The organism is Neisseria sp. HMSC070A01 (assembly GCF_001810165.1).
Classification (GTDB): domain Bacteria; phylum Pseudomonadota; class Gammaproteobacteria; order Burkholderiales; family Neisseriaceae; genus Neisseria.
In genome coordinates this window covers 27920-40456 of record NZ_KV800123.1, presented here as the reverse complement: position 1 = coordinate 40456, position 12537 = coordinate 27920, and the positions used below count along the sequence as shown (strand labels likewise).

Annotated in this window: 9 protein-coding genes; 8 read left to right on the top strand and 1 reads right to left on the bottom strand. The window is 47.4% G+C overall.

From position 1 onward, the window contains the following. Positions 1-104 precede the first annotated feature (104 nt). The 8 genes from porB to HMPREF2711_RS05610 all read left to right on the top strand — a co-directional run bounded on the left by porB (position 105) and on the right by HMPREF2711_RS05610 (position 10997). Entirely contained in the window at positions 105-1166 is a 1062-nt protein-coding gene (porB, locus tag HMPREF2711_RS05645; protein ID WP_003748616.1) for a trimeric porin PorB, read from the top strand. Between the two features lie 471 nt (positions 1167-1637). Next, positions 1638-3932: a NosR/NirI family protein gene (locus tag HMPREF2711_RS05640; RefSeq protein WP_003748614.1), complete on the top strand. Its 2295-nt coding sequence runs from the start codon at positions 1638-1640 to the stop codon at positions 3930-3932. Positions 3933-4040: 108 nt separating this feature from the next. Beyond that, positions 4041-6008, top strand: coding sequence for a TAT-dependent nitrous-oxide reductase (gene nosZ / locus HMPREF2711_RS05635; RefSeq protein ID WP_036493194.1), 1968 nt, complete (start codon positions 4041-4043; stop codon positions 6006-6008). 192 nt (positions 6009-6200) lie between these two features. Continuing rightward, complete coding sequence (locus tag HMPREF2711_RS05630) at positions 6201-7586, top strand: nitrous oxide reductase family maturation protein NosD (RefSeq protein ID WP_063069211.1); 1386 nt, start codon at positions 6201-6203, stop codon at positions 7584-7586. A gap of 56 nt (positions 7587-7642) precedes the next feature. Continuing rightward, a complete protein-coding gene (locus tag HMPREF2711_RS05625) occupies positions 7643-8542 on the top strand; it encodes an ABC transporter ATP-binding protein (protein WP_003748608.1) in 900 nt (299 codons plus the stop codon). Further along, positions 8539-9369: an ABC transporter permease gene (locus tag HMPREF2711_RS05620; protein ID WP_003748606.1), complete on the top strand. Its 831-nt coding sequence runs from the start codon at positions 8539-8541 to the stop codon at positions 9367-9369. Before HMPREF2711_RS05625 ends, HMPREF2711_RS05620 begins: the two co-directional genes overlap by 4 nt. Then, the gene (locus HMPREF2711_RS05615; RefSeq protein ID WP_003748604.1) at positions 9366-9860 is read left to right on the top strand and encodes a nitrous oxide reductase accessory protein NosL; all 495 of its coding nucleotides are present in this window, start codon (positions 9366-9368) and stop codon (positions 9858-9860) included. Before HMPREF2711_RS05620 ends, HMPREF2711_RS05615 begins: the two co-directional genes overlap by 4 nt. Before the next feature lie 117 nt (positions 9861-9977). Then, positions 9978-10997: an FAD:protein FMN transferase gene (locus HMPREF2711_RS05610; protein WP_003748603.1), complete on the top strand. Its 1020-nt coding sequence runs from the start codon at positions 9978-9980 to the stop codon at positions 10995-10997. A 586-nt stretch (positions 10998-11583) separates the two neighbouring features. On the opposite strand, the gene HMPREF2711_RS05605 is transcribed toward HMPREF2711_RS05610, so the two are convergent. Next, a complete protein-coding gene (locus HMPREF2711_RS05605) occupies positions 11584-12495 on the bottom strand; it encodes a MetQ/NlpA family ABC transporter substrate-binding protein (protein WP_003748601.1) in 912 nt (303 codons plus the stop codon). Positions 12496-12537 lie beyond the last annotated feature (42 nt).

The window sequence follows — 12537 nt, the reverse complement described above, 5'->3', positions numbered from 1 at the left end:
TATAGTAACAGTCATGGAATCGCTGATTCCAGCGATAATGTAAGCCTAAGCGGATTGTCCGGTCTGCTTAAGTTATTTCTTCACAATAGAAAAGGAATACAGCAATGAAAAAATCTCTGATTGCTCTGACTTTGGCAGCTCTGCCTGTTGCAGCTATGGCTGATGTGACTCTGTACGGTCAAGTTAAAGCCGGCGTTGAAATTTCTAAAGTAAAAGAAGGTAAGACTACTTCTAAAACTGCTACTGAGATTGCTGACTATGGTTCTCGCATCGGCTTCAAAGGCCACGAACACTTGGGTAGCAACCTGAACGCTATTTGGCAAGTTGAACAAAACACTTCTATCGCCGGTGGTGATTCTGGTTTCGCGACCCGTGAATCTTTCTTGGGCTTGGAAGGCGGTTTCGGTAAAGTTCGTGCTGGTAAATTGGATACTTCTCTGAAAAACAGCAGCGACAGCTTCGACCCTTGGGAATCTAGTAATGCTAACGCAGACGCTCTGCAATTGGGTAAAATCAAACGTGTAGATACTCGTAAAGTATCTGTACGTTACGACACTCCTGTGTTTGGTGGTTTCAGCGCAAGCGTACAATACCAACCTCGCGACAATGCTAATCCTAGCGATAAATACGATCACGCTGTAAAAAGCCGTGAATCTTACGACTTGGGCTTGAACTACGAAAATTCTGGTTTCTTCGGTCGCTACGCTGGTTCTTATGCTAAACGTGCTGACTTGACTTCTGGTTACCTGGATGCATTCAACCACAACACTACTTTGGCTGCTGGTACTTACAAAGATCACCAAGCTCACCGTCTGACTGCTGGTTATGATGCTAACAACCTGATGGTTGCTGTTGTAGGTCAATACGAAGGCTTCAAAGCTGACGTAGCTGGTGCTAAGAAAAACGAACGTACTGAAGTTGGTGCAACTGCTGCTTACCGCTTCGGCAACGTGACTCCTCGTGTTTCTTACGCTCACGGCTTCAAAGTTAAAGAAGAAGGCGTGAAACAAAAGAACAGCGCTTACAACCAAGTTATCGTTGGTGCTGACTACGACTTCTCTAAACGCACTTCTGCCCTGTTGTCAGCTGGTTGGTTGAAAGAAGGCAAAGGCGACTATAAATACGAGAAAACTGCTGGTACTGTTGGCCTGCGTCACAAATTCTAATCTGACTTAAGATTAGTCTGAAAAAAGAGCCTGTGTTATACAGGCTCTTTTTGTTTGTACGGAAAGTATATTTTGTGTTGAAAGAATGGGGGACTAAAGTTTTTTAGATTATTTTCAGACGGCCTATTGAAATTAAAATCGAATCTTTGTATTCTGCTTTAATATATGCTGAATAGAATTTTGGGAATTGTTTTGAGTATTATTATAAATAAATTAATAATATAAGAAGATTTGTTGAATCGGGTTGATTTTCCTATGTTTCATGTCTACCGAAGATGGGATTGTTCAATATAGTTCTAAAGTATTATTAGCATATAGAATCTGGTTTTAAGATTTGTAATTTTGATTTTAATCAAATTATTGCTGATAGATGATTCATATAATATCAGTGTTTAGAGTATCGATATATCGGGAATAGCCATGTCCTGCCTTGAAGTAAAGTGTTTAAGTGGCATTTGGAAACGAATCCTTATGCTGTTCGCTGTATTTTTCATGATGATGGTAAGCCTGCCTGCTTACGCGGAACGCTTGCCTGATTTCTTGGCAAAAGTTCAGCCGTCTGAAATTTTCCCAGGTGCTGACCGCTACGGTAAGCCTGAAGGTAAGCCCTTGGTTGCTCGCGTGTACAAGGGCGAAGAGCAGCTTGGCTTGGTTTATATCACGACTGACGTGGTCAATACGCGCGGTTATTCGAGCAAACCGATCGATACGATGGTTGCCTTGGCCAATGATGGCACTATTGCCGGCGCGAAATTGGTTGAACACCATGAGCCGATTATGCTGATCGGTATCCCGCAATCCCGTGTCGATAAATTCATTTACAAATATATCGGCTTAAATTTTATTAAAAACCCGCCTCAACCAGGTGTTGCACCAGGGGATATTATTAGTGGCGCGACTGTAACCCTGATGGTTATCAATGACAGTATTCAGCGCTCTGTTAAAGCAGTAATCCATCAATATCATTTGGGTACAGATAAAGCGGTTCAAGCCGGTACGGCAGCTGCTTCCGGCGAACAGTCTGCCGAGCCTGCCGTTCAAACCCGTCCGCGTCGCGTTGCCAATCAAGATAAACAAGATATCCTGTCATGGAATGCGCTTTTGGAACAAAAAGCCGTCGGTCATTTGCATATTTCTATCGACGAAATCAATAAACTGTTTGAGAAAAGCGGTAAAGCGGGTGTGGCAGATCATGCAGAGCAGGGCGATGGTAACGATACATTTATTGATCTGTATGTTGCCTTGGTCAGCCAACCTTCCATCGGTAAAAGCCTTTTAGGTGAAGCCGGTTGGAACAACCTGCAAAAACGTTTGAAACCGGGCCAAGAAGCCGTGATGGTGGCCGGCGAGGGTCGCTATTCTTGGAAAGGTTCGGGTTATGTCCGCGGCGGTATCTTTGACCGTATTGAAATGATTCAAGGCGATACCAGCTTCCGCTTTACCGATGCGCAACATGAACGTGTAGTTGCTTTATCCGCCGAAGGTGCGCCTGCATTTAAAGAAGTTTCTTGGTTCACTATCCCCGAAGGTGTGGAATTTGATGGTGCTGAGCCATGGCGTTTGCAATTGATGATTCAACGCGTATTGAGCGTAAATGATAAGGCATTTGTAACTGCCGATTTGGATTATGAATTGCCAAAAGGCTACTACGTTGACGATCCTAAAGCACCGCCGGTTGAAATAAGCGCACCGGTTGAGCCGGTGGCTGCGGCAGCCTCTGCTCCTGAAGAAAGTACAGGTATTGCAGAGGATGCAACGGCTGAGGAGGGCGTATCCAACCAACTTTGGAAACAGGTTTGGAAAGCCAAACAAGGTCAAATCGTGGTTGTCGGTATTGCTTTGACAATTCTTCTGTTGGTATTCCTGTTCCAAGATTGGATTGTCCGTTACGAAAAATGGTATGACCGATTCCGTCTCTGTTTCCTGACCTTTACGCTGTTTTATATCGGCTGGTATGCTCAGGCACAATTATCGGTAGTGAATACTTTGACGTTGTTCTCAGCTGTTTTGACTGAGTTCCACTGGGAATTTTTCCTGATGGATCCGCTGGTATTCATTCTGTGGCTCTTTACGGCGGCGACCATGCTGTTGTGGAACCGCGGTACATTCTGTGGATGGCTGTGTCCTTTCGGTGCATTGCAAGAGTTAACCAACCGTATCGCCAAAAAATTGGGTCTGAAACAAATTACCGTGCCACACTTGTTGCATACCCGTCTGAGTGCGATTAAATATGTAATTTTCTTCGCCTTGTTGGCAATTTCCCTGTACGATTTGGGTACGGCTGAAAAATTTGCTGAAATTGAGCCTTTCAAAACTGCAATTATTTTGAAATTCATGCGTGAATGGTGGTTTGTTCTGTTCGCTGCCGCTTTGCTGATTGCAGGCTTGTTCATCGAACGTTTCTTCTGCCGTTATCTGTGTCCTTTGGGTGCAGGTATCGCATTGCCGGGTCGCTTCCGTGTGTTTGATTGGCTGCGCCGTTATAAAATGTGCGGTAATCCATGCCAGATTTGTACACACGAATGTCCAGTACAGGCAATCGCACCTGAAGGCGACATTCATCCGAACGAATGTATCCAATGTCTGCATTGTCAGGTAATGTATCATCACGATACGCGTTGTCCTCAAGTAGTGGCAACGAATAAGAAAAAACAAAAACAAGCGGCGGCAAAAGCTGATCAGCATGATGCGGCATCAACGCAAAATGCCCAAGAACAAGTCGTCCAGTTTGTTAAAAAAGAATCGGCAATCAGTGTCGACAAGTAGTAATTTATCAATAAAAAAGAGGGCTGTATCGGCAGCCCGACTTAGAAAGTTTTTCATCGGCAGGCCGTCTGAAAAATCGGCCGCCGGATTTTATCCAAGGAGTGTCGTATGTCAGACGAAAAATTAGAACAAAACGGCTTAAGCCGTCGTTCATTCTTAGGTACTGCCGCTGCTTCCGGTGCAGGTATTGCCGGTGCCGGTTTGTTGGGCTTGGCCGGTTGCTCTAACGGCGAGGGTGATAAAGCTGCTGCTTCCGGTGCTGCACCTGCCGAAAAAGCCGCTGCTCATTCTGCCGAGCCGGGTAAACAAACTTCCGAAGTCGGTCCGGGCGAGCTTGACCAATACTACGGTTTCTTGTCAGGCGGTCAATCAGGCGAAATGCGCTTGATCGGCGTACCTTCTATGCGTGAGTTGATGCGTATCCCTGTATTCAATATGGACAGCGCTACCGGTTGGGGGCGTACCAACGAGAGCCTGCGTATTTTGAATGAAAAAATTACGCCGGAAACCCGTAAATTCCTGCAAGACAGCGGTCTGCGCTGCTACCCTAACGGCGACTTGCACCACCCGCACTTGTCTTTTACCGATCAAACTTACGACGGCCGCTATGCATATGCCAACGATAAAGCAAACAACCGCGTTTGCCGTATCCGCTTGGATGTGATGAAAACCGATAAAATCGTTGAAATTCCAAACGTTTCAGGTGTTCATGGTCTGCGTCCTCAACGCTATCCGAAAACTGGCTACGTATTTGCCAACGGTGAGCATATCGTTCCTGTTGACGGCGTAGGCAAATGGGATGATCCTAAAACTTGGAATGCCGTTTATACTGCAGTTGACGGCGAAACCATGGACATCGCATGGCAAGTATTGGTAGACGGTAACTTGGATAATGGCGATGCCGACTACCAAGGTAAATACTCTTTCTCTACCTGCTATAACTCTGAGCGCGCTCTGACTGTACAAGGTGCATCTTCTAACGAACAAGACTGGTGTGTGGTATTTAACCTGGCCGCCATCGAAGAAGGCATCAAAAAAGGCGACTTCAAAGAAGTTAACGGCGTGAAAATGTTGGACGGTCGTGCGGAAGCCAACTCTCCATACACTCGTTACATCCCGGTTCCTAACTCTCCTCACGGCTGTAATGCAAGCCCTGACGGCAAATACATCATGCTCAACGGTAAACTGTCTCCAACCGTTACCGTATTGGATGTCAGCAAACTGGATGACTTGTTTGCAGGTAAAATCAAAGAGCGCGATGTTGTCGTAGCCGAGCCTCAACTGGGTCTTGGCCCATTACACACTGCATTTGACGGTCGCGGCAATGCCTATACTACATTGTTTATCGACAGCCAAATGGTGAAATGGAACATCGACGATGCGATTAAAGCCTATAAAGGCGAGAAAATCGATCCGATCAAACAAAAACTCGACGTTCACTATCAACCGGGCCACAACCACACTACCATGGGCGAAACCAAAGAAGCCGACGGTAAATGGTTGGTATCTTTGAACAAGTTCTCTAAAGACCGCTTCTTGAATGCCGGTCCTTTGAAACCTGAGTGTGACCAATTGATCGACATCTCCGGCGACGAAATGCGTCTGGTGCATGACAATCCGACTTTTGCCGAACCACACGACTTGTGCTTGGTTGCCGCGTCTAAAGTGAACCCAAGCAAAACTTGGGACCGCAAAGACCCATGGTTCTGGCAAGAAGCTTTGGAACAAGCTCAAAAAGACGGTGTTGAGCTGGAAAAAGCTGCCAAAGTCGTACGCGAAGGCAACAAAGTACGCGTGTATATGACTGCCGTTGCGCCTGCTTACAGCGTTCCTCAATTTGAAGTGAACCAAGGCGACGAAGTTACCGTATATGTAACCAACGTTGAGACCATTGAAGACTTGACTCACGGCTTTACTTTGGAAGGTTATGGCATTGCTATGGAGATTGGCCCGCAAGCTACATCTTCTGTAACCTTCAAGGCTGTCCGTCCAGGTGTACACTGGTACTACTGCCAATGGTTCTGCCACGCATTGCACATGGAAATGTCTGGCCAAATGATTGTTAAACCAAAATAATTTCGGTTTGATGATTTAATTCTTCAGGCCGTCTGAAAAAACATTCTTTCAGACGGCCTTTATAGCAAAGTTGTTTGTCGGCCGATATGGCCACAAAATGAAAGCCATCATCAGACAGCTTTGCTATAACACCAAAATACCTGTTTCCGCATCGGTTTATCATGCGGCAAGCAGGCCGTCTGAAACAGAGATATGATTATGACGCACACACAAATCCATCGTTCCAAATGGCAACGTGCCGCACTCGTATTGTTGCTTGGCAGCATGGTTCAGACGGCCTTTGCCGCAGTCATCAACGTATCCGCACAAGACAATCTCAATGATGCTTTGGCGCGCGCCCAAGCCGGCGATACGCTCAAGCTTGCCTCCGGTACATACAAAACCAAACTCTATATCGACAAACCCATTACCATCGAAGGCCCTGCCGACCGTTCCGCCAAGATTGTCGGCGACCGGAGCGGGAGGACGGTTGCCGTTCATGCGCCTGATGTAACTTTGCGCAATCTGACCGTTTCCCATTCCGGCATGAGTTTGCCGGCAATGGATGCCGGTATCTATTTAGAAGAGACGGCAACGCGCGCGCTGGTGGAGCATAACAACATCATCGACAATTCTGTCGGCGTGTATATTCACGGTGCGGCAGAATCCATGGTGCGGGAAAATAAAATCATCGGCGATGCAACCCTGCGCGTCAACGAACGCGGCAACGGCGTAACCGTCTGGAATGCGCCTGGTGCGCAAGTGGTCGATAACGATATTTCCAAAGGCCGTGACGGTATTTTTTCAAATACCAGTACACATAATACCTACAAAGGCAACCGCTTTAGCGACTTGCGCTTTGCCGTCCATTATATGTACACCAATGACAGCGAAGTCAGCAACAATATCTCCGTCGGCAACAACATGGGTTATGTGCTGATGTTTTCCGAACGCCTGAAAGTGTATGGCAACATTGCCGTTGGCAGCCGCGACCAAGGCATTATGCTCAACTACGTCAATTATTCCGAAATTCACGATAATGTGATCAACAAGGCAGGCAAATGTGTGTTTGCCTACAATGCCAACTACAATAAAATTTTCGACAACCATTTTGAAAACTGTCAAATCGGTATTCACTTTACCGCGGCCATTGAAGGCACAAGCCTGTTCAATAATTCGTTTATCAACAACGAAAGCCAAGTCAAATACGTCAGCACCCGTTTCCTTGATTGGGGCGAGGGTGGTCGCGGCAACTATTGGAGCGATAACAGCGCCTTTGACCTTGATGGCGACGGCTTCGGCGACAGTGCCTACCGTCCCAACGGGATTATCGACCAAATCATCTGGCGTGCACCCGTCGCCCGGTTATTGATGAACAGCCCTGCCATCAGCATTGTCAAATGGGCGCAATCGCAATTTCCCGCCATCCTGCCCGGCGGCGTAATTGACAGCAAGCCTTTGATGAACCCTGTCCGCAATAAAACGACAACCAAATACGAAGCCATGAAGGACGAATTACTGCATGAAGCAAAAACGCACCAATCCGAATGGGGTAATGCCGAAAACGGTGCGCTGACAGGCGGAAATGCCAATATGTAACCTTTCAGACGGCCCAATATCAAAGGCCGTCTGAAACATTCACTAGAGGAATATCCATGAGCAGTACCAACCACGTTGAATTAAGAAACGTGACCAAGCAGTTTGGCAGCCAAAAGGCCGTCAACCAAGTCGATCTGGTTCTCAAGGCTGGCGAGAGCGTCGGCATGGCAGGACACAACGGTGCAGGCAAGTCCACCATTATGAAGCTGATACTCGGCCTGATTACGCCGACCGAGGGCGAAGTGATGCTTTTGGGAGAACCGACCGGCAGTAAAGCAGGGGCGCAGCGTCGCAGCCAAATCGGTTACCTGCCTGAAACGGTTGCATTGCATCCTTCATTGACCGGTATCGAAACCATGGATTTCTATGCCAAACTTAAAAAACAGCCCCTGAGTAAAAACCGCGAATTGCTCGAGCGTGTCGGCATTTCTCAGGCCGCACGCCGCCGTGTCGGCACTTACTCTAAAGGTATGCGCCAACGCCTCGCTTTGGCACAAGCCTTGTTGGGCGAGCCTAAAGTCTTATTGTTTGACGAACCGACCACAGGCCTTGACCCGGCCTCACGCCAAATGTTTTACGAAGTTGTGCGCGAACTCAATGGGCGCGGCGCAACCGTATTGCTCAGCACCCACGCACTGGCCGAGCTTGACGGCCACGCCGACCGCATCATCGTCATGAAAAACGGCGTGAAAGTTGCCGACGGCAGCATGGATGAGTTGCATGTTCAAAGCGGCCTGCCGCTGACCGTCAACGTCCGCTTGAAAGAAGCGCGCCCGTTGAGCGAGCGTTGGCATCCGCTTTCAGACGGCCTGTCATACCAAGCGCAATGTAAAGCAGAAGAGCGCATGGCTCTTTTGAGCGAATTGGGTGATTTGGGCAGTCTTGCCTACATCGATATCCACACGCCTACACTTGACGATATGTACGCGCAATTCTTGAAGAGGGAAGACGTATGAACCCCGTTTGGATTATTACCGGCAAAGAAGTCCGCGACAGCCTGCGCAACCGTTGGGTTCTTGCTGCCGCACTTTTGCTTGCCGCATTGGCACTGTCATTAGGCTTTCTCGGTAGCTCGCCTACCGGTTCGGTCAAGGTTGATCCCTTGACGGTAACTGTAGTCAGCCTGTCCAGCCTGTCTATTTTCCTGATTCCGCTGATTGCAATGTTGCTCTCTTATGATGCACTGATTGGCGAAATCGAGCGCGGTACAATGGCGTTGCTGTTAAGTTACCCCATCTCGCGCAACCAAATCCTTGCCGGTAAATTTATCGGCCACCTCATCATCCTTGCCCTTGCTACCACGGCAGGTTACGGGTTGGCAGGTATTACCCTTCAGCTTGCCAACGGCGGTTTTGATATTGCCGCATGGCAGCCTTTCGCCCTTTTGATTGCTGCCAGCGTGATTCTTGGCGCAGCCTTTTTGTCCATGGGCTATTTGATCAGCGCAAAAGTTAAAGAACGTGGTACCGCCGCCGGTATCGCCATCGGCGTATGGCTGTTTTTTGTCGTTATTTTCGATATGGCGCTTTTGGGTGTTTTGGTTGCCGATACCGAACAAGTCATTACCGCGCCTATAGTGGAAACCGTTCTTTTGTTCAACCCCGCAGACATTTATCGCCTGCTGAACCTGACGGGTTACGAAAATACAGCCATGTATGCCGGCATGGCGGGTTTGAGCGAACAAATCAGCCTGAGTATGCCTGTTTTGCTGACGGCTCAGGTATTATGGGTTATCATTCCTTTGATTTTAGCCGCCTGGATTTTCGGAAAGCGACAAATATGAGAAAAATATTATTGACTACCTTCACACTCATCGCATTGGCAGCCTGCAGCAAGCAGGACAACAGCCCTCCGCCTGCGCCCCAACAAATCAGCGACAGTGCGGTCGGTCATTACTGCAGCATGAATTTAACTGAACACAACGGCCCTAAAGCGCAAATCTTCTTGAACGGCAAACCTGAAAAACCAGTTTGGTTTTCCACCATCAAGCAGATGTTCGGCTACACCAAGCTGCCTGAAGAGCCGAAAGGCATTCATGTCATCTATGTTACCGATATGGGTAAAGTCAAAGATTGGGAAAAACCCAATGCCGACACCGAATGGATAGATGCGAAAAAGGCCTATTACGTTATCGAAAGCAGCTTTATCGGCGGCATGGGGGCGGAAGATGCGCTTCCTTTTGCCGACAAGGCACAAGCTGAAAAATTCGCCAAAGAAAAAGGCGGCAGAGTTGTCGGTTTCGCAGAGATGCCCGACGAATATATTTTCAAATAAAACAATCAATAAAGGCCGTCTGAAACCATTTCAGACGGCCTTTGTGTTGAAGGCTGCCGATTGATATTTAATGATGCAGGCTTTCAATGTAAAAATAAAAAATCCAAGGAATACGCCATGTCCACCCCTTTAACGCGCCGCCGCTTCATTGCCATCGCCGCCACACTTGCCGCCGGTGCCGGCATTCCCTTTGTCATCAGCCGAAAAACCAATCAGCCGACTCATTCAGCCGGGCCGAATCAAGAAGGGCAGCCTGTTATCTGGAAAGGGATTGCATTAGGCTCGGGTGCGGAATTGCGTTTGTTCGGCGTTGAGCGCAGGCAGGCAGAGATACTGATCAACAAAGTATTGGCGGAAGTTTCACGATTGGAAAAAATCTTCAGCCTGTATCGGGACGACAGCCTGATCAGCCACTTAAACCGAGAAGGCCGTCTGAAAAATCCGCCATCCGATTTTTTGCAGCTGCTCAGTATCAGCCGGGATATTCATCGGCTGACGCAAGGTGCATTTGATCCCAGCATTCAGCCTTTGTGGAATCTGTATGCCGACCATTTCAGACGGAATCCGAAAACCGAAACGCCGCCGTCCGAACGCAGCATCAAAGATACGCTTAAATTGGTGGACTTCAATAAAGTCGATTTTGATACCAAAGAAATCCGTTTTGCCCAAAAAGGCATGGGCTTGTCGCTTAACGGCATTGCCCAAGGCTATATTACCGACAAAGTAGCCGAATTGTTGAAGCAGCAAGGCGTTTCTCAGGCATTGATTGATATGGGGGAGATTTACGGCTTTGATAATGCCAACCAGCGCGAGTGGAATGTCAGCATCCGCAATCCTGACCAAGAAGACCAAATTCTGACCACCATTGCCATGAAAAATCAAGCGTTTGCCACATCGGGCGGCTATGGCACGGTAATGGACGAGGCAGGCAAATTTACCCATCTGTTTGACCCGCGCACAGGCGGAAGCCAGCCGCGCTATAAAAGCATGAGCGTTATGGCGGAGAGTGCGGCGGTTGCCGATGCTTTTTCGACTGCATTTTCTATTATGGATGAAGCGGCCATCCGAGCAGCGGCCCAAGTCAAAAATGCACAGGTTTGGCTGGTAATGCCGAATAATGAATTGAAGAAGATTTGAGGTGGGAAAAAGAATGGTTTTGCCAGTTGGTTTGAATATATGAATAAGGGAAAGTCTAAGTTATTGAAACAATGGAGTATAAAAAAGAAGGGTTGTCCAAATAGACAACCCTGAAACTCTTGCAGCTGGGAGTAATTAGCAAGAGATTACGACACTTAAAACAAAAATTCACTCATTTCAAAGCACGAAGCTTTAATATCTAAGCAATACGGTATTTCGACCGCTCAAACCCCTTCGAAACGGAGAAACACAACATTATGGGAAAATCCGACAAAGTGGTTTAAAGCAATTAAGATGAGCGGTCTAAAAAGCAGATAACCGGATGTCTTTAGATAAACGGTATAATATCAGGATAAGCGGAACATTACCAGTGAATATTATAAAAAAGTAGAATAATTCATTTAGTGATTGATTATATTGAATAAAAACATAGATTTTTATTGAATATTTTTACAACAGTTGATTCGGTTTAATATAATAAATTATATAAGTGATTGTTATCAATAAAAAATAATTTTTTGACTTTGTGAGTGATGATAGAAAAAGGCCGTCTGAACGTTCAGACGGCCTTTTTTTAAAGAGAGATTTATTTGGTTGCAGAAGCAGTAGAGGCGGCTTCGGCTTGAGCACCTGCTGCTGCGTTTTCACCCCATGCCGCAGGGTATTTGTAACCAGCAAAGCGTTTTTGTGAGTAGGCTTTGAACTCGTCAGAGTTGTAGGCTTCGGTTACATCTTTCAACCATTGGCTGTCTTTGTCGGCAGTACGGACGGCAGACCAGTTAACGTAGGCGAAGCTTGGCTCTTGGAACAGGGCTTCGGTCAGTTTCATGCCGCTGCTCATGGCGTAGTTGCCGTTAACAATGGCAAAGTCAACGTCGGCACGGCTGCGCGGCAGTTGGGCGGCTTCAAGTTCTACGATTTGGATATTTTTAGGGTTTTCGGCAATATCTGCTTTAGATGCGGTCAGCGGATCAACGTCGGCTTTCAGTTTAATCCAGCCCAATTCGTTCAACATAACCAATGCACGGGCAAAGTTGGACGGGTCGTTAGGTGCAGAAACGCTGACGCCATCTTTCACTTCGTCCAAAGATTTCAATTTGCCAGGGTACAGGCCCAAAGGTGCGGTCGGTACTTGGAAGGCTTCAACGATGTCCAACTTGTGTTCTTTTTTGAAGTCGTCCAGATAAGGTTTGTGTTGGAAGATGTTGATGTCCAATTCGCCTTCAGCCAAAGCAAGGTTGGGGCGCACATAGTCGGTAAACTCAATCAGTTTGACTTTATAGCCTTTTTTCTCCAAAGCCGGTTGGATTTGGTCTTTTACCATATCGCCGAAGTCGCCGACGGTTGTACCGAAGACGATTTCTTTTTTCTCTGTGCCGTTGTCGGAAGAAGAAGCGGCAGAGGCAGCCGGCGCGCTGTCTTTTTGACCGCCGCAGGCAGCCAATACGATGGCCAGCGCAGCAGCAGAAAGGGTTTTGAAGAATGGGTTGATTCGCATAATTTTGCTCCAGATGGATGATAAAACGGTTTCAGACGGCCT